The organism is Buchnera aphidicola (Pterocallis alni) (genome assembly GCF_964059075.1).
Taxonomy (GTDB): domain Bacteria; phylum Pseudomonadota; class Gammaproteobacteria; order Enterobacterales; family Enterobacteriaceae; genus Buchnera_L; species Buchnera_L aphidicola_AN.
In genome coordinates this window covers 100702-121003 of record NZ_OZ060377.1, presented here as the reverse complement: position 1 = coordinate 121003, position 20302 = coordinate 100702, and the positions used below count along the sequence as shown (strand labels likewise).

At 25.3% G+C, this 20302-nt stretch carries 13 protein-coding genes and 1 pseudogene; 7 read left to right on the top strand and 7 right to left on the bottom strand.

Going from position 1 to position 20302, the window contains the following annotated elements; translation table 11 throughout:
* Window positions 1-5 precede the first annotated feature (5 nt).
* From nuoG to AB4W54_RS00525, 6 genes and pseudogenes are all read right to left on the bottom strand, one after another.
* Entirely contained in the window at window positions 6-2717 is a 2712-nt protein-coding gene (gene nuoG, locus AB4W54_RS00550; protein ID WP_367674543.1) for an NADH-quinone oxidoreductase subunit NuoG, read from the bottom strand.
* A gap of 38 nt (window positions 2718-2755) precedes the next feature.
* Window positions 2756-4090 carry an NADH-quinone oxidoreductase subunit NuoF gene (gene nuoF / locus AB4W54_RS00545; protein ID WP_367674542.1) on the bottom strand — a complete coding sequence of 445 codons (1335 nt, stop codon included), beginning with the start codon at window positions 4088-4090 and terminating at the stop codon, window positions 2756-2758.
* Window positions 4087-4566 carry an NADH-quinone oxidoreductase subunit NuoE gene (gene nuoE, locus AB4W54_RS00540; RefSeq protein WP_367674541.1) on the bottom strand — a complete coding sequence of 160 codons (480 nt, stop codon included), beginning with the start codon at window positions 4564-4566 and terminating at the stop codon, window positions 4087-4089. Before nuoE ends, nuoF begins: the two co-directional genes overlap by 4 nt.
* A gap of 28 nt (window positions 4567-4594) precedes the next feature.
* Window positions 4595-6313 (bottom strand): annotated as a pseudogene (nuoC, locus tag AB4W54_RS00535) (NADH-quinone oxidoreductase subunit C/D); the annotation flags it as partial.
* Between the two features lie 126 nt (window positions 6314-6439).
* Entirely contained in the window at window positions 6440-7111 is a 672-nt protein-coding gene (locus AB4W54_RS00530) for an NADH-quinone oxidoreductase subunit B (RefSeq protein WP_367674540.1), read from the bottom strand.
* 47 nt (window positions 7112-7158) lie between these two features.
* A complete protein-coding gene (locus AB4W54_RS00525; protein WP_367674539.1) occupies window positions 7159-7524 on the bottom strand; it encodes an NADH-quinone oxidoreductase subunit A in 366 nt (121 codons plus the stop codon).
* A gap of 271 nt (window positions 7525-7795) precedes the next feature.
* Between AB4W54_RS00525 and dnaK the strand changes: the two genes are divergently transcribed.
* Window positions 7796-9700 carry a molecular chaperone DnaK gene (gene dnaK, locus AB4W54_RS00520; protein WP_367674538.1) on the top strand — a complete coding sequence of 635 codons (1905 nt, stop codon included), beginning with the start codon at window positions 7796-7798 and terminating at the stop codon, window positions 9698-9700.
* Window positions 9701-9797: 97 nt separating this feature from the next.
* A complete protein-coding gene (gene dnaJ / locus AB4W54_RS00515; protein WP_367674537.1) occupies window positions 9798-10934 on the top strand; it encodes a molecular chaperone DnaJ in 1137 nt (378 codons plus the stop codon).
* An 82-nt stretch (window positions 10935-11016) separates the two neighbouring features.
* Here the strand turns inward: dnaJ and rpsT are convergent, their stop codons facing one another.
* A complete protein-coding gene (gene rpsT / locus AB4W54_RS00510) occupies window positions 11017-11280 on the bottom strand; it encodes a 30S ribosomal protein S20 (RefSeq protein ID WP_367674536.1) in 264 nt (87 codons plus the stop codon).
* Window positions 11281-11456: 176 nt separating this feature from the next.
* Between rpsT and ileS the strand changes: the two genes are divergently transcribed.
* The 5 genes from ileS to carB all read left to right on the top strand — a co-directional run bounded on the left by ileS (window position 11457) and on the right by carB (window position 20021).
* On the top strand, window positions 11457-14270 hold the full coding sequence (gene ileS / locus AB4W54_RS00505) for an isoleucine--tRNA ligase (protein ID WP_367674535.1): 2814 nt from the start codon (window positions 11457-11459) through the stop codon (window positions 14268-14270).
* Window positions 14245-14700, top strand: coding sequence for a signal peptidase II (lspA, locus tag AB4W54_RS00500; RefSeq protein WP_367674534.1), 456 nt, complete (start codon window positions 14245-14247; stop codon window positions 14698-14700). Before ileS ends, lspA begins: the two co-directional genes overlap by 26 nt.
* Before the next feature lie 136 nt (window positions 14701-14836).
* Complete coding sequence (dapB, locus tag AB4W54_RS00495) at window positions 14837-15625, top strand: 4-hydroxy-tetrahydrodipicolinate reductase (protein ID WP_367674533.1); 789 nt, start codon at window positions 14837-14839, stop codon at window positions 15623-15625.
* A 33-nt stretch (window positions 15626-15658) separates the two neighbouring features.
* Entirely contained in the window at window positions 15659-16813 is a 1155-nt protein-coding gene (carA, locus tag AB4W54_RS00490; RefSeq protein WP_367674532.1) for a glutamine-hydrolyzing carbamoyl-phosphate synthase small subunit, read from the top strand.
* Window positions 16797-20021: a carbamoyl-phosphate synthase large subunit gene (carB, locus tag AB4W54_RS00485; RefSeq protein ID WP_367674531.1), complete on the top strand. Its 3225-nt coding sequence runs from the start codon at window positions 16797-16799 to the stop codon at window positions 20019-20021. The genes carA and carB overlap by 17 nt, the downstream gene beginning before the upstream one ends.
* Window positions 20022-20302: the final 281 nt, after the last annotated feature.

Genomic DNA, 20302 nt, shown 5'->3' with positions numbered 1-20302 from the left:
AATTTTTAAATTATACCTCTTATTTTTTGAATAGTCTGACCAATTAAACTTTTAGGTATACCATACCTACCAACCGGTAACCCTATATGTTTTAATGGTAATTTATCCGAAAATTTTACAGAAATCCTAAATAATTGACCAGAACAATAAAATTTAATAAAATATTTCTTATGCAATCCTATTATTTTTTGATATTTCACACTAATTAAAGCATACTGTACAATACATTTTTTTTTTATCACAGATGATTTTTGACTTAATTCTTCATTACCAAATAATAAATAATATGGAACAATATTCCATTCATCTTTAGAAATAAAACGGAAAGATATATCATTAAAAAAATATTTTCTATCTATATCACATGTTTTAAATAATCTAATGCCTGAATTATAAATATGACTTTTTGATAAGTATTTATTCCAAGATTGTATAGAATTCCAACCAGGAGACCAAACAAAAGGCAAATAAGAAAAATTTTGTTGGGGTTGTTGTATACCTTCCATAGAAAATGAAAAAATAGTATTATAATCTGTACTTTGTGCTGGTTCATGTATATTAATATGAGAGAACATAGATGTTCTGCCACTAATTCTATAATGTGAACGAGCTATTTTTTTACCAAAAAAACGAAATGATGAATCAAGAATCATATGTTTGATTTTATCAAAATTAGGAATTTTTTTTATATATTCTCGTATGATAAAATCTAAATTAATATTTTTATATTCAATATTATTAATATAAAAAAGTATTTTATATAACCATTGCCAACCTTCTAAAATACATATTTTACTATTATATATTTTCGGAGAAAAAACAGAAAAAAAACGTTGAACACGTCCTTCATAATTAATAATAGTACCTGAACCTTCAGAAAAATTTGAAATAGGAATAAAGAAAGTGCTTTTTTTAACAGTTTTATTGATATGATTATCTAAAACAATTAAATTTTTTAACTTACCAAATACAATATCTATTAATCCTTTAAATTCATTCCTATATAAATCATTTTCTAATATTATTAATGTATCTACTTGATTACTAAGCACTTTATTACAAACAGAATTTAAAGATATATCAGACATCATACCTACACCAATACTGTTATTAGACGAAGTTAATAAAACTAAACCAACATCTTTTTTCACATACTGTAATCCTTTCGCAATATTTACAGCAGATTTTATTAAATTTATACTACCTAAACTAGATCCAGAAATAATTAATGGTTTTTTACAAGACAATAATTTTTGTGATATTAAACATACTTGATCTTTTACATCAGAATTTAAATATTTTATACATGTATTTTTTTTATTAATATAATCTGCTATCGAACATGCAAAATGTTCTTGTTCTTGTACAGAACCGTAATAATTAAAATTTGAAATGCTACTTAATTTCATTTCATGAGTATATAAAATATAAATAAAATTTTCCTTGGTATTTGATGCATTTAATAAAGCTGCACTATGCCAAGATGGAATATAACTTTTACTATCACTATCTAGCTGATTATTCTTATTTAATTTCCTAATAGCTAAATCCATTCTTGGAGCAACTTGTGTAATATCTTCTCCGAGTATTAAAACAATATCATATGATTCTATTTCACGGATAGTAGGGGTATAAATCCCACTATTTTTTAAAATTTCTATAATCAATTTTATACATAGATGTTCTGTATCATACATTCCACTAGAAAAATTTTCTACCCCAACCAATTCTCGTAAAGAAAAATTATTTTCTATACTAGATCGATTAGATCCTATCCCAATAACATTTTTGTTATTTTTTAATATTTTCGATATAATCATAATAGTATCATTTTTACTAACAGAAATACTATAATTATTTTTTTTTTGTATAGGATATTTAATTCTATTTTTTAAATTAGTATAATCATAACCAAATCTTCCCAAATCACATAAAAAATAACCATTAATATTGGGATGATATCTATTCTCTACTTTATTAACTCTACCATATCTTTCTCCAATATTTATGTTACATCCTATACTACAATGTTGACAAATACTAGGAGAATACTGTAAATCCCATTTTCTGTTATAATTATGCGAATTTAGTTTATCTGTAAAAACACCAGTTGGGCAAACCTCAATTAAATTACCAGAATGTTCATTCTCTAATACCCCTTCTTTAAATCGACCAAAATAAACATTATTTCCTATACCATATACTCCAAAATCATTTCCACCAGCATAATCTTTATAATAACGTACACATCGATAACAACTAATACAACGATTCATTTGATGAGAAATAAAATCACCTAGATATTGACTCTTGTGTGTGCGCTTTTTATATATATATCTTCTAAAATTATGTTTAGTCATAACAGTCATATCTTGTAAATGACAATTACCACCTTCTTCACATATAGGGCAATCATGCGGATGATTAGTCATTAATAATTCTATTATTCCTTTTCTAAATTTTAATACTTGTGAATCAACTGTAGAAATAATTGTATTATGTAACGAAGGTGTCATACAAGACATAACAATCTTACCACATTTATCATCTACACTACTATATTGTTTCACAGCACATAACCGACATACTCCTGCACTACCTAAATCAGGATGCCAACAAAAATAAGGTATATCTATATTACATGACAAACAATTTTGTAATAAATTTCTATTGTCATCCATAACATACTTATCATTGTTAATATAAATAATAGCCATAATAAAAATTCCAAAATAAATATTAAATAAAAAAAAAATTATAAATGCAATGGAAAAATATTTTCTTGAATCCTTTGCGTAAAAAGAGTAGGTTTCTGTTTACTAATTCCTTGTTCAAATTCACCTCGAAACAATTTAATAGCACTTTGCAATGGTTCAATTGCACCCGGTGCATGTGCACAAACAGTTTTTCCAGGACCTAATTGTAAACACAAATCTTCTAAAATTTCAATATCACCTGATCTAGCCGATTTATCTTCAAAAGATTGCAAAATATTTACAATCCACGGTAAACCATCTCTGCAAGGAGTACATAATCCACACGATTCTTTTGCAAAAAAACGCTCTAAATTTAATACTAAAGATACAATACTAATTGTATGATCAACTGCCATCACTAATCCAGTACCAAAACGACTACCAATGTGCGCAATACTATCAAAATCCATTTTTACATTAATATTTTTCTCAGTTAAAAAATCCGTTCCTGCTCCACCAGGTTGCCAAGCTTTTAAAAAAAAACCATGTTGCATACCATGAGCATAATCCTCTAATAATTCATAAGCTGATATACCAAAAGGAACTTCCCATACTCCAGGATTATTCACTCGACCCGAAAAACCCATTAATTTTGTACCAGAATCTTTACTATTAGATAAATTATTATACCAATTTGCACCGTGTAAAATAATAGATGGTACATTCGATAGAGTTTCCACATTATTTACACATGTAGGTTTACCCCATAAACCTATTGAGGCTGGAAATGGAGGTTTAATTCGTGGATTAGCTCTATATCCTTCTAAAGAATTAATTAAAGCTGTCTCTTCACCACAAATATATCTACCTGCACCAGTATGTATAGTAATATCAAAATTAAAAGCACTACCTAAAATACCAGAACCCAAATATCCATAATGTTTAGCTTCTAAAATAGCACGTTTTAAAATACTTTCTGCATACACATACTCACCTCTTAAAAAAATATACGACTTAGTTGTTTGTAAAGCAAAACCAGCAATTATCATACCCTCAATTAATTGATGAGGTATTTTTTCTAATAATAAACGATCTTTATAAGTGCCTGGTTCCATTTCATCAGCATTACATAACAAATATCTTACAGTATTATCTTTTTTTTTAGACATTAGATTCCACTTTAACCCAGTAAAAAAACCACCCCCACCTCTTCCTCTTAATTTTGAGTCTGTAATAATATTAATAATTTTTTTAGAATCCATGGATTGCAATGCTAATTTCAAACCAGAATAACCATTTTTTTTATGATACTCATGAATCCAAACTACATCCTTAGTTTCATTTAACCACCAAGTCAAAGGATGTGTTTCAGGATTTTTAATAATTTTTATCATTTATATTTCTCTAATAAAATAGGGATACAATGATCATTTACATTAGAATATGTATCATTATTAATCATAATTACCGGAGATTTATCACAATTCCCTAAACAAGAAATAGGTAATAAGGTAAACAAATTATCAAAAGTAGTTTGTCCAGGTTTAATATTTAAATATTTTTCAAATGTATATTGTATATTATTACATCCCATGATATAACAAACAGAGCTATTACAGTATCGAATTACATTGTTGCCAACAGGACAACGATATATTTGACTATAAAAAGTTGCTATTTCTTCTAAATCACTACTAGACATATTTAATACTTTAGCTATTTCTACTATCATTTCATCAGAAACCCAACCTCTAAAACCTTGTACAATTTTTAATGCTTCAATGGAAATTGCTCTCAGTGTTTCATACTGTGCTTTTTCTTTATTAATATAATATAATTCTACACTACTTAGTAAATTTTTTTTTATCATATATATATTCACAAGTCATATTGTAATATTACCTATCAACATCAGACATAACAAAATCAATACTACCTAAATATACAATTAAATCAGATATTAAACTACCTCTAATAACGGAAGGGATTTGCTGCAAATGCGGGAAACTTGGTGTGCGAATTCTAGTTCTATAACTAGTAGTAGTACCATCACTAATTAAGTAATAACTATTAATACCTTTTGTAGCTTCAATCATTTGAAAACTTTCATTCGGTGGCATTACAGGACCCCAAGATACTTGTAAAAAATGTGTAATCATAGTTTCAATATTATGTAGTGTTAATTTTTTATCGGGAGGTGTAGTGAGTGGATGTATAGATTTAAATGGACCTTCAGGCATATTTTTTAAACATTGTTGTAAAATAATTAAACTTTGTTTAATTTCTTCAATTTTTAATACTACTCGTGAATAAGCATCACTATTTCCACCACCTATTGGAACCTCAAAATCAAAATTTTCATAACCTGAATACGGTCTATTCTTTCTAACATCAAAATTAACACCAGTAGCTCGTAAACCAGCTCCAGTTATACCCCAATCTAAAGCATTAGATTTATTGTATACTGCAATACCTTTAGATCGATTAATTAAAATATTATTTTTTATAGCAACATCAATATAGGATTGTAATCTTTTTGGCATCCAATTTAAGAAATGTAATAATAATTTATCCCACCCAATAGGTAAATCACTAGCTAATCCACCAATTCTAAACCAAGCAGGATGCATTCTCGCTCCTGTTATTGCTTCAATTAAATCATATATCTTTTGCCTGTCTGTAAAAGCTAAAAAAACAGGAGTCATCGCTCCAACATCTTGAATAAAAGTAGAAATATATAATAAATGGCTGTTAATTCTAAATAATTCAGATAACATCACACGAATCACCTGTACTCTACTAGAAACTTGAATACGAGCTAATTTTTCTACAGCTAAAATATAAGGCATTTCATTAACACAACCACCTAAATATTCAATCCTATCAGTATATGGAATATAACTATGCCACGACTGACGCTCGGCTATTTTTTCAGCTCCTCTATGATGATATCCAATATCTGGCACACAATCTAATATTTTTTCACCATCTAATTGTAAAACAATTCTAAAAGCTCCATGGGCGGAAGGATGATTAGGCCCAAGATTTAAAAACATAAAATCCGCACTTTCACTTTTTATATTCATACCCCAATCTTTTGGATTAAACGACAAATCATTCATATAATCATCTTCTTTTATTTTATTTAAAAAAAAAGAATGATTTTCAGTAGCTCTTGAAGGGTAATCTTTCCTTAATGGAAAACCTACCCAACTTTTTGGCATAATAATTCGATTTAAATTAGGATGTTGATCAAAAACAATACCAAACATTTCCCACGTTTCTCGTTCGTACCAATTAGCATTAGGAAAAATAGAAGTTATAGTAGGAACATGTAAATCATGGATAAATAAAGGAACTTTAATGACAACATCAATATTTTTTTCTAAATTTATTAAATGATAGAAGACAGAAAAATCCGCACATGGTAAATTAGTTCTATATTTTCTGATTCTTTCATCAACACCATGCAGATCAAATAACATATTATAAGATTTAGGAACATGTTTCAAAAATCTCAGAATCATAATTAAAATTTTTTTATCAACCCAAATTACAGGACATGGAAAAAACGTATTTTGTATAATAAATTTATAATTTTTAAATTTATTACATAATTCTTGAAAAAGAATATCCATAATAAAAAATAACTCAATAATAAAATAAACATTAATAATGTATAAACAATTTAAACAAATCAAAAATATCAAAAAATATTCAATTCAATATAATATAAATACAATTTAAATAGTATCCACAGTACGTAAATTTCTTATATTACAATATTCTTCATATTTCATTATTTTTTTTGATTCCATATTTGCTTTATATACTCCTTGTTCTCCTACCACCCAAGATAATGGTCTTCTCTCTTGAGCAATAGATTCTTGTAGTAACATTAATCCATGTATATATGCTTCTGGCCTTGGAGGACACCCTGGTATATACACATCTACTGGTAAAAATTTATCTACACCTTGCACAACCGAATAAACATCATACATACCTCCGGAATTAGCACAAGAACCCATCGAAATTACCCATTTTGGTTCTAACATTTGATCATATAATCTCTGTATAATAGGAACCATTTTAATAAATGGAGTACCAGAAATAATCATAACATCTGATTGTCTGGGGGAAGATCGAAGAACTTCAGCTCCAAATCTTGCAACATCATGCACAGCAGTAAAAGAAGTTACCATTTCAACATAACAACAAGACAAACCAAAATTATAAGGCCATAAAGAATTTTTCCTACTCCAATTAACTAATTTATGTAATAATTGAGTTAATTTACCTGTAAAAATATTCTTTTTAATCTTATCTTTTAATGGGTCATTCACTAACTTTTTAGTGTTTTGAGGATATTTACCATTGTTTTCAATATTAATTTTTGTTAAAGTATATTTCATGTATATATTCCTAATCAATAAATTTTTATGCAATATTATAAAATATTTTAAATAATATTATTTTTTTTTACACCCCATTCAAAAATTTTTTCATTAATAATATAAATTAAGGATAATAATAATGTAAAAATAAATATAAAAACTTCACAAAAACCCAACCAACCAATAATTTTGATATTAACAGACCAAGTATACAAATATAAAGATTCTATATCAAAAATTACAAATAATATAGATAATAAATAAAATTGTATTGAAAAACGTAAATTAGCACTACCGTAAGCAATCGCTCCGGATTCAAAGGGAATATTTTTACTACGTGAAATACTACGTCCACCCAATAACCAACCACCTAATAACATAATAAAACAAATTAAAAAAGAAAAAAAAATAAAAATAATAAAACGAAACATTTGTAAGATCAAAATAATCTCCTATATTTATTTTAATATAATATTACAATAAAAAAATATATTATAATTATGTAATATAATACAATATTAACTAGATCAATATTAAAAATAGTATTATATTAGTTAAGTACATAAATAATTTAAATATTTTAATAAAAAACTTGATCAATTTATAATAGACCTTATGTAATACTTACATACATGTAATAAATTAAATAATATAATTTAAAAAAACAATTTAAGAATTTATTTTATAAAAAGGAAAATTTCTATGGGAAAAATTATAGGTATAGATTTAGGTACTACCAATTCATGCGTAGCAATTATGGATGGTACACAACCTAAAGTTATAGAAAATAAAGAAGGAGAACGTACTACCCCTTCCGTTATTGCATATACCAAAGAAGGAGAAATACTAGTTGGACAACCTGCTAAGCGTCAATCAATTACTAATCCAAAAAATACTTTATTTGCAATAAAAAGGTTAATGGGTAGAAAATTCCATGATAAAGAAGTACAAAAAGATATAAAAATTATGCCATATGAAATTGTTAATTCAAATAATGGAGATGCCTGGATTAATATAACAAATAAACATATCGCTCCTCCACAAATTTCCGCTGAAATATTAAAGAAAATGAAAGAAACAGCAGAAAATTATTTAGGAGAAAAAATATCAGAAGCAGTAATAACAGTACCAGCATATTTTAATGATGCTCAAAGACAAGCAACAAAAGATGCGGGTAAAATTGCTGGTCTAGAAGTCAAACGTATTATTAACGAACCAACAGCAGCAGCTTTAGCATATGGATTAGATAAAAGTACAGGAAATAAAATAATAGCAGTATACGACTTAGGAGGAGGTACTTTTGATATTTCTATAATAGAAATAGATAATGTAGACCAAGAAAAAACATTTGAAGTACTTGCTACCAATGGAGATACACACTTAGGTGGAGAAGATTTTGATAATAGATTAATAAATTACCTAGTAGCAGAATTTAAAAAAGAACAAGGTGTAGATTTAAGAAATGATTCTTTAGCTATGCAAAGATTAAAAGAATCTGCAGAAAAAACAAAAATAGAACTATCCTCTACTCAACAAAGTGATGTTAATTTACCATATATCACAGCAGATGCAAATGGACCAAAACACTTAAACATTAAAATTACTAGAGCAAAATTAGAATCTTTAGTAGAAGATTTAATTCAAAAATCTATCGATCCACTAAAAACAGCACTGAAAGATGCGAATTTATCAACTTCTGATATTAATGAAATAATATTAGTAGGTGGGCAAACCAGAATGCCATTAGTACAAACTAAAGTAGAACAATTTTTTGGAAAAAAACCTAGAAAAGATATTAATCCAGATGAAGCAATTGCTGTTGGTGCGGCAGTACAAGGTGGTGTACTTTCTGGTAATGTTAAAGATGTATTGCTATTAGACGTAACTCCTTTATCATTAGGAATTGAAACTATGGGTGGTATTATGACTCCTTTAATTACAAAAAATACTACAATACCTACAAAACATAGTCAAATTTTTTCAACAGCAGAAGATAATCAATCTGCAGTAACAATACATATTTTACAAGGTGAAAGAAAAAAATCTATTGATAATAAATCATTAGGACAATTTAATTTAGATGGTATACAACCCGCTCCAAGAGGTATACCGCAAATCGAAGTAACATTTGATATTGACGCAGATGGTATATTGCACGTATCCGCTAAAGATAAAAAAACCGGTAAAGAACAAAAAATCACTATCCAGGCATCTTCAGGATTAAGTGAAGAAGAAATAAAAAAAATGATATCTGATGCAGAAATTAATGCTGAATCCGACAAACAATTTGAAGAATTAATTAAAATCAAAAACCAAGGTGATCAAATTTCTCATAACACAAAAAAACAAATTGAAGAACTGAAAAATCAATTAAGTACACAAGAATATGAAGAAATTAATAATCAAATCAATGAATTGAATAATGCTCTAAAAACAGACAATAAATCTGATATAGAAAATAAAATTCAAATCCTAATAAAAGCGTCATCTAAATTAATAGAATTATCTCAAAAAAAACAAACTAATACAAAAAAAGAAAATTCTGTTAAAAAAGAAGAAAATGTAGTCGATGCAGAATTTGAAGAAGTCAAAGAACCAAAAAAATAAATAAAATACTTATAAATTTTTATTTATTAAATCATACGAACGTATTAGCAATAATATATTACGTTCGTAATCAAGATAGTAATTTTAGGAAAATAGAATGACAAAAAAAGATTATTACAAAATATTAAAAATCTCTAAATCTTCAAATAATAGAGAAATAAAAAAAGCATATAAAAAATTAGCAATGAAATACCACCCTGATAGAAACCCGGGAAATAAAAGTGCTGAAAATAAATTTAAAACTATCAAAGAAGCATACGAAATACTTATTAATCCAGAAAAAAGATCAGCATATGATCAATATGGACATTCTGCTTTTGATCAAGGATATTCTAATCATTCATCATATAATAATTTTAATAGTAGTGCAGATTTTAGTGATATATTTGGAGATGTATTTGGAGATATTTTTGGAAATAAAAAACAAAATAAAAAAAAAAGAGGGTACGATCTACAGTATAATATAGAACTTAATTTAGAAGAAGCAGTAAAGGGAGTTAATAAAAAAATATCTATACCATCGTTACAAAAATGTCATGCATGTAATGGTATTGGATCATATATGGGAGAAAAAATCAAAGCATGTGCTGCATGTAATGGAACAGGTCAAATGCATATACAACAAGGTTTTTTTTCTATACAACAAACATGTTCATACTGTCAAGGAAAAGGAGAAATAATTGATAATCCATGCTTACATTGTAAAGGAGATGGAAGAATTAAAAAAGAAAAAAAAATATTAGTAAAAATTCCCCCTGGAGTGGATAATAATGACAAAATAAAATTAAATAATGAAGGAGAATCTGGAATTCATGGAGGACCTAATGGAGATTTATATATTCGTATTTTTATTAAAAAACACGATATATTTCAAAGAAAAGAAAACAATTTATACTGTAATGTCCCTATTAACTTTTGCCTAGCAGCTTTAGGAGGAGTAATTGAAGTTCCATCATTAAATGGAAAAATAAAAATTAAAATACCACCCGAAACACAATCAGGAAAAATTTTCCGAATTAAAGGAAAAGGGGTACATTCTATTCGTTCTCGTACAATAGGTGATTTATTATGTACTGTCGTAATAGAAACTCCAGTTAATTTAAATAATAAACAAAAGCAAATACTTATAGAATTAAATAATAGTTTAAACACAAATAATATGATCGACAATAATCCAAAATCAAAAAGATTTTTTGATGGTGTAAAAAAATTTTTTGATGATTTAACAAATTAAAATTTTTAGTATTGCTTCATGCAATAAAGAATCTATGAAGCAGTACTATAAAATATACAAAATATATTTAATATATCATGGATTAAACCATTCTTTTAATTTTAAAATATAATCTAGATTTGTATCTAGATGACTTATTTTTATGTATTATGTTTTTTGAAACCAGGCGATCTAAAACAGATTGTAAGTTTATCCAATTATTTTGAGCTTGAATTTTATCATTCTTCTGAATAGAAAAATATACTTTTTTTATAAAAGTACGCATCATAGATTTTCTACTATTATTAAAAATTCTTAACTTTTTAGATTTAAGAGCATGTTTCATAGATGATTTTATATTAGACAAGAAAAACTCCAACATATAAAATATAATTCAATATACATCAGTATATATAATAATTATTAATTATACAATCATTTAAATAACAAAATAATAAAAAATACTTTGTAAATATTATTCATATAATCCATAAAATATTAAATAATATTTTATATATTTATATGAAATTCTTTGAGGATTAAATGAAATCTTATAAAAATACTTTAAATTTACCTAACACTACCTTTCCTATGAAAGGTAACTTACCTATTCAAGAACCAAAAATTTTACAAAAATGGGAAAAAAATAATATATATCATATTATTCAAAATAATATGAAAAAAAAAAAAATTTTCCTTCTACAAGACGGTCCTCCTTATGCTAATGGAAATATTCACATTGGACATGCAGTAAATAAAATATTGAAAGATATAATTATTAAATCAAAAACATTATCTGGTTTTCATGCTCCATATACACCATTTTGGGACTGTCATGGATTACCTATAGAACACAAAATAGAAACAATGTTACAACAAAAAAAAAAAAATATTAATAAAAATATATTTCGTCATTTATGTCAAAAATATGCATATCAACAAGTGCAAAAACAAAAAAAAGATTTTATTAGACTAGGAATTTTTAGTAATTGGGCAGATGCTCAGCTCACGATGGATCCTCAATTAGAATACAATGTAATTGATATATTAAGTAAAATAATACAAAATAAACATTTATACCAAGGATCAAAACCGGTTCATTGGTGTATAAAATGTCAATCTGCATTAGCAGAAGCAGAAGTAGAATATAGAAATATTCCCACCATATCTATTACAGTTATGTTTCAAATAGCAACAAATAATGATATATATAAAATTTTTCCAGAATATAATAAAGAAATAAATTTATACATAATTATTTGGACTACTACGCCATGGAGTTTACCAGCTAATCGAGCAATTGCAGTACATCCTCAAGCAGAATATCAAATAATACAATTTAAAGAAAATCAAATAATTATAGCAAAAAATCTAGTCAACATTACTATACAAAAAATGAAAATTAAAAAATGGAATATTATTACTACTATCCAAGGAAAATATTTAGAAAATTTAATATTTCACCACCCATTTTTAAATATTAAAATACCCATTATACTTTCTACACATGTCTCATTAGAAACTGGAACAGGCTCTGTACATATTGCACCAGACTATGGAGAAGAAGACTACTTAATTAGTAAAAAATATGGAATAAAAATAACAAATATTATTAATTCTACAGGTAAGTATACTAAAAATATACATCCCGAATTAGATGAACAAGACATATTTAAAAGTAATTCAATAATTATCAATTTACTTACTAAAAAAAAATTATTATTTAATTCATTTACAATACATCATACATATCCACATTGTTGGAGACATAAAAAACCTCTTATTTATAGAACAACTAAACAATGGTTTTTAAAAATACAAAATAGTCAATTAAAAAAAAATATTTTGCATATGATTAAAACAGTAAAATGGATGCCAAATAATGGATATAATAATATTTCTACAATGTTGATTAATAGACCAGATTGGTGTATTTCTAGACAAAGATCTTGGGGGGTTCCAATAACAGTTTTTATTAATAAAAAAACAGGAGAATTACATCCTGATACTATTAATATTATTGAAAAAATAAAAAAAAGTATTGCAATAAAAGGATCAAGAGCATGGTGGGAATTAAATAAAAAAGAAATATTGGGTGATGATTATAAAAAATATACAAAATCTAAAGATGTATTAGATGTATGGTTTGAATCAGGATGCATATATAACTTAAATATATATCAACTAAACAATACAAAAAATATTAATAATATGTACTTAGAAGGATGTGATCAATATCGTGGTTGGTTCATGTCATCATTAATTATATCCAGTGCTATACATAAAAAAACACCATACCAAGAAGTATTAACACACGGATTTGTAATTGATCATACTGGTACAAAAATGTCTAAATCTATTGGTAATACTATCGTACCTAGTACAATTATTAAAACATTTGGAGCAGATATTTTAAGATTATGGGTAGCATCAACAAATTACACCAATGATATAATAATATCTCATGATACAATCAAAAATATCTCAGAACAATACAGAAGAATTAGAAATACTATTAGATTTATATTAGGTAATATATATGATTTTAATTATAAAAAAGATAAAATAAATTTTTCTCACATGATACTATTAGATCAATGGATTCTAAATAAAACCAAAAAATTACAAAAAGAAATTATATATTTATACGAAAATTATCAATTTCACATAATAGTCAAAAAAATAATAAAATTTTGTTCAAAAGAAATGGGTGCATTTTATTTTGATATAATAAAAGATAGACAATATACAAATCCAAAAAATAGTCATGCACGAAAAAGTTGTCAAACAGCTATGTATTATATTTTACAAACTATCGTAAGGTGGATTACACCCATTTTACCTTTTACGGCTGATGAAATATGGAATTATTTACCACACAATAAAGATCAATTTATTTTTACAACACAATGGTTTAAATTATCATATTCTTTACCAAAAATAGAAATAATTAATCATGAAGTTTGGAATATACTTATCAAAATTAAAACAGAAACTAATCAAATTATAGAACAAAAAATAAAAAATAAAAGTATTAATAATTCCTTACAATCTATCATAATATTATATACAAAAAAATACATTTATAATCTTATTATAATGTTAAAAAATGAAATTAAATTTATGTTATTAACATCCGCAGCAAAAATTAAAGATTATTCTCAATCCCACAATGAGAACTGTTATAAAAGTAAAATACCAGGATTAAAAATATCAGTAAAAAAATATATAGGTGTAAAATGCAATAGATGTTGGCATTATTTTAATCACACATATATTAAAAACATAAATAAAGATATCTGTAATAGATGCAATAAAAATTTAAACGAAAATGGTGAAAAACGTCAATTTCTATAATAATGTATACATTATCATTATACTTTTTATATTAGATAGAATTAGCAAAATATGGGCTATAAAACACTTAATATTACAAACAAAAAAACATATTTTCCTAATTTTTAATTTATTTTATATTAAAAATTTTGGAATAGCATTTAATTTACTGGAATACTATGCAAAATACTATCAATACATACTCATTATAATAAATATAATAATAACATGTATTTTAATATATTATATATATAAAAAAAATCCATATAATATTGAATATTTATATATATTAAATGGAGCAATAGGTAATATATTAGATAGAATATATTACGGATTTATCATAGATTTCATTGATATAAGTATACAAAATAATCATATAATAATATTTAATATTTCAGATATCAGTATCATGATAGGAATACTAATATTTATCATTAATAAAATAATATAATAATAAATTATACAACTCATATTATATATATTACAATAATATAATCAATCAAAATATAATATTTATGTAATATATAAAAAAATAATATATCAATAATAAAAATATATTTTATACAATTCAATCGAAAAAATAATATATGGAAAAAAAAATCAAAATTGCAGTTACTGGGGCTTATGGAAGAATGGGTACCAGTATCATACAAGAAATCAAAAAAAATAAAAATGTCATACTACACTGCTGTATTGTAAAAGAAAAAAAACAAGAAATAACCATAGAAAATAATAAAAATACTAATATCATTAGTAATATAGAACAAGAAATAAAAAATTTTGATATTTTAATAGATTTTAGTACACCTAATAATACACTAAACAATTTAAAAATATGTAAAAAATACAAAAAAAACATTGTTATTGGAACAACTGGTTTTAGTAAACAAGAAATTCAAATTATTAAGCAATATTCTCAATATATTGGCATTGTTTTTTCATATAACTTTAGTATTGGAATAAATATAATATTTAAAATACTAAAACAATCTGTACAAATGTTTGATTCTTCTTATGATATCGAAATATTAGAATTACATCATAGAAACAAATTAGATTCACCATCAGGTACAGCATTAAAATTAGGAGAAATAATTACTAATAATAAACAATGGAATTTAGAAAAATGTAGTATATATAGAAAAAAAGAAACAACTAATATTAGAAAAAGTAATAAAATTGGTTTTTCTATAATTCGAGGAGGAGATATTATAGGAGAACATACCATTATGTTTTTAGGAAAGGGAGAAAAAATTAATATATCACATCAAGCAACCAATAGAAATACATTTGCGCAAGGTGCTATTAAATCTGCCATTTGGTTACACAATAAAAAGAATGGGTTATTCGATATGATGGATGTATTAAATATATGATATAAAGTTCCATAGTATAAAACGGAGTATAAATTGAAAAACAATGCGTTTTTAATTTTAGAAAATGGTTATGTATTAAAAGGAAATGCTATTGGTGTTCAGGGTATTACGATAGGAGAAATAGTTTTTAATACCGCTATGACGGGGTATCAAGAAATTTTAACTGATGCGTCTTATAAAAATCAAATTGTTTTATTTACATATCCTCATATTGGTAATACCGGAATCAATGCAAAAGACGTAGAATCTAATTCTGTTAAAGTACATGGTATTATTATAAGAAATTTATCAAATATACATAGTAATTATAGAAGTATACAAAGCTTATCAATATACCTAAAAAAAAATAATATTATTGGTATATCTAATATTGATACTAGAAAACTAACTATTTTATTACGAGATCAAGGATCTCAATATGGATGTATATTAAGCACAAAACATCTAAATCTACAAAACATAATACAAAACATAAAAAATACTTTTAATACATATACAAAAAATCCTATCAAACATGTATGTACAAAAATAAATTATTCTTGGAATCAAAATACAACAAATTCAATACATGATAATATAAAAAAAAAATCCATAACACACATAATAGTGTATGATTTTGGAGTAAAATATAATATTATTAGAATATTAGAATCATACAATTGTTATATTACAATTATTACTCCAGATACTACTGTAAAAAAAATTATATCTATCAATCCAGATGGGATTATTTTATCTAATGGTCCAGGAGATCCAAGAAAATATAAAAATATTATTAATATAATTAAAAAATTAATCACTATTCATATCCCAATATTCGGAATTTGTTTAGGTCATCAATTATTAGGATTAGCAAATAATGCAAAAATAATAAAAATGAAATTTGGTCACCACGGTAGCAACCATCCAGTACAAGATTTAAACAACAATAAAGTATTTATTACAACACAAAACCATAATTTTACTATTGATAAAAATAATCTACCAAAACAAATTATCGTCACACATACCTCTTTATTTGATAATACTATACAAGGTATATGTATTAAAAAAAAATACTGGGGATTTCAGGGGCACCCAGAAGGAAATCCAGGACCTCACGAATCAGAAAAATTATTATATAAATTTATCAAAAATATACAAGACAAAAAAAAAATACACCGAGGAAATAATGCCAAAACGTACTGATATTAAATCTATTTTAATTATTGGAGCAGGACCAATTATTATTGGGCAAGCCTGTGAATTTGATTATTCAGGAACACAGGCATGTAAAGCATTAAAAGAAGAAGGTTATAGAATTATTTTAGTAAATTCTAATCCAGCAACTATTATGACAGATCCTGAAATAGCAGATTCAACCTATATTGAACCTATTCATTGGAAAACAATTAAAAATATTATTAAAAAAGAAAAACCTGATGCTATACTACCCACAATGGGTGGTCAAACTGCAATTAACTGTACATTAAAACTATACGAAAAAAATATTTTATCTGATTTTAACATAAAAATTATAGGAGCAAATATTAAAGCAATTAAAAAATCAGAAGATCGAAATCTATTCCAGCAATCAATGAAACAAATAGGATTACAAACTGCAAATTGTAAAATCGTCAATAATATTAAAGATGCTTTACGTGTAGTCAAAAAACTAGGATTCCCTTGTATCATTAGACCATCATTTACCATGGGAGGAACTGGGGGAGGAATTGCATATAATAAAAAAGAATTTACAAAAATATGTAAAAAAGGATTAAATTTATCACCTATAAAAGAACTATTAATTGATGAATCTCTAATAGGTTGGAAAGAATATGAAATGGAAGTTGTACGTGATTGCAATAACAACTGTATTATAGTTTGCAGTATTGAAAATTTTGACCCAATGGGTATACATACAGGAGATTCAATCACAGTTGCTCCATCGCAAACATTAACAGATAAAGAATATCAAATGATGCGCAATGCATCAATTAAAATTTTAAAAGAAATAGGAGTAGAAACAGGGGGTGCAAATGTACAATTTGCTATTAATCCCAAAAATGGCAAAATGGTAGTAATAGAAATGAATCCAAGAGTATCTCGATCTTCAGCTCTTGCTTCTAAAGCAACAGGATTTCCAATTGCAAAAGTAGCAGCTAAATTAGCTATTGGTTATACATTAGATGAATTAAAAAATGATATTACTAACGGTAAAATTCCTATTTCTTTTGAACCTACTATTGACTACGTAGTAACTAAAATCCCAAAATTTAATTTTGAAAAATTCACCCAATGCAATGATCGACTAACGACACAAATGAAATCTGTTGGTGAAGTCATGGCGATCGGAAAAACATTTCAAGAATCTCTACATAAAGCAATTATAGGATTAGAAACACAATCTCATGGATTTAATAGTATAATCAACACATACTATATTGATACTATTAAAAAAATTAAGTATGAATTAAAAAATCCTGGATCTAATAGATTATGGTACATAGCCGATGCTTTTCGATTCGGTTTATCAATATTAGAAATTTATCAATTAACTTTTATTGATAAATGGTTTTTAAAACAAATATTTAATTTAATTAAAATAGAAAATAATATTAAAAATAAAAAAATTTATGATTTAACTTATAAATATTTAAAAAAAATAAAAAGTAAAGGATTTTCTGATTTTAGAATATCACAATTAATGAATGTATCAGAAGAAGAAATTAGAACTATTCGTTATAATATATGTCTGCATCCTGTATTTAAAAGAATCGACTCCTGTTCTGCTGAATTCAATACTAATACAGCATATATGTATTCAACTTGGGAAGAACAATGCGAAGCAAATCCAACGATAAACAAAAAAAAAATCATTATCTTAGGTAGTGGTCCAAATAGAATTGGACAAGGAATAGAATTTGATTATTGTTGTGTACACGCTGCACAAGCACTACAACATGAAAATTATGAAACAATCATGATTAATAGTAATCCAGAAACTGTATCTACAGATTATGATATATCCAGCAGATTGTACTTTGAACCAATTAATTTAGAAAACATATTAGAAATTTATAGAAAAGAAAAACCAAAAGGAATAATAATACAATTTGGAGGCCAAACTCCATTAAAATTATCTAAAAATTTTAAAAAGTTTAATATACCAATTATAGGAACTAATTATCAATCAATTAATAAAACAGAAGATCGTAACGAATTTCAAAAAATAGTAAAAAAAATAAAATTAAAACAACCTGAAAATTATACTATTCATAGCATTGAAGAAGGAATAATATATGCTGAAATAATAAAATATCCTATAATAGTACGCCCTTCCTATGTTTTAGGAGGACGATTTATGCAAATAGTATACAATCAAAAACAATTAAGAAAATATTTTCACACTATACTTGCACCATCTCAAAAAATACCAATATTACTAGATCAATATTTGGAAAACGCTACAGAAATAGATGTAGATATCATTTGTGATGGAGAAAAAGTATTTTTGGGAGGTATTATGGAACACATAGAACAAGCTGGAATTCATTCTGGTGACTCTGCTTGTGCATTACCACCATATACATTATCCAAAAAAATACAAAATAAAATAGAAAAACAAATGATTAAACTGACTTTAGAATTATCAATTCTAGGTTTATTAAATGTACAGTTAGCTATTAAAAATAATAAAATATATATTATAGAAGCTAATCCAAGAGCTTCTCGTACTATACCTTTCATCTCTAAATCCACAGGGATACCAATATCTAAAATTGCAGCAAAAGTAATAACAGGAAAAACACTTAGAAAACAAGGATATGATAAAAAAATAAATTTATCACATTACTTTGTCAAAGAATCTATATTACCTTTTAATAAATTTCCTGGAATCGATCCTATCCTAGGTCCAGAAATGAGATCTACTGGAGAAGTAATGGGTATAGGTAAAACATTTTATCAAGCATTTGCAAAAGCTATATTACATTCACAAAAAAATATACAAAATAAAAAATATGCATTATTATCCATAAATAATATAAATTACCAACATATAATTAATATATCTTGTATATTGATACAATTAGGATTTAGAGTAGATATTACAAAACAAATAAGTACATTTTTTACAATGTATAATAAAAATAATGAAACGAATACCAAAAAAACAAATATAACAAATATTCAAAAAAATATAAAAAATAAAAAATATTCTTACATTATTGATACTACTACTCCTAATCATACAATTAAAAATACAAAACTAATTCGAAGATTAGCTTTAGAAAATAAAATTTATTACAATACTACAATTAGAGCTTCTTTTGCAACAATTATGTCAATCACAATTAACCCTTATCATAATCCAATTAAATTACAAAATTTATATAAAGTATCAAACATTAAATAATGTATTTTATCTTTATCGTGCAATATAAAAATCATATTCATTTTTATCTTATTAATTTACTACCACCTATAAAATTTTTAAATATACCAATTTTAATATTTCACAATACTGTATAATAATATATATAAAAAATTCATAAACTAATTATTGTGAATATATTAGATAGTCTGAATAAAAATTAATCTTATAATTTAAAATTAATAAAATTTTAAAAAATTCAATATGCTTATAATAAAAATATTGAAAAATTCATTGTATTAAAAATAATTTTTAATATATGC

Bases quoted from the DNA above. Each gene is read 5' to 3' on its own strand.
- nuoG (WP_367674543.1), bottom strand. From the start codon at position 2,717: ATGGCTATTATTTATATTAACAATGATAAGTATGTTATGGATGACAAT.
- nuoF (WP_367674542.1), bottom strand. From the start codon at position 4,090: ATGATAAAAATTATTAAAAATCCTGAAACACATCCTTTGACTTGGTGG.
- nuoE (WP_367674541.1), bottom strand. From the start codon at position 4,566: ATGATAAAAAAAAATTTACTAAGTAGTGTAGAATTATATTATATTAAT.
- AB4W54_RS00530 (WP_367674540.1), bottom strand. From the start codon at position 7,111: ATGAAATATACTTTAACAAAAATTAATATTGAAAACAATGGTAAATAT.
- AB4W54_RS00525 (WP_367674539.1), bottom strand. From the start codon at position 7,524: ATGTTTCGTTTTATTATTTTTATTTTTTTTTCTTTTTTAATTTGTTTT.
- dnaK (WP_367674538.1), top strand. From the start codon at position 7,796: ATGGGAAAAATTATAGGTATAGATTTAGGTACTACCAATTCATGCGTA.
- dnaJ (WP_367674537.1), top strand. From the start codon at position 9,798: ATGACAAAAAAAGATTATTACAAAATATTAAAAATCTCTAAATCTTCA.
- ileS (WP_367674535.1), top strand. From the start codon at position 11,457: ATGAAATCTTATAAAAATACTTTAAATTTACCTAACACTACCTTTCCT.
- lspA (WP_367674534.1), top strand. From the start codon at position 14,245: ATGGTGAAAAACGTCAATTTCTATAATAATGTATACATTATCATTATA.
- dapB (WP_367674533.1), top strand. From the start codon at position 14,837: ATGGAAAAAAAAATCAAAATTGCAGTTACTGGGGCTTATGGAAGAATG.
- carB (WP_367674531.1), top strand. From the start codon at position 16,797: ATGCCAAAACGTACTGATATTAAATCTATTTTAATTATTGGAGCAGGA.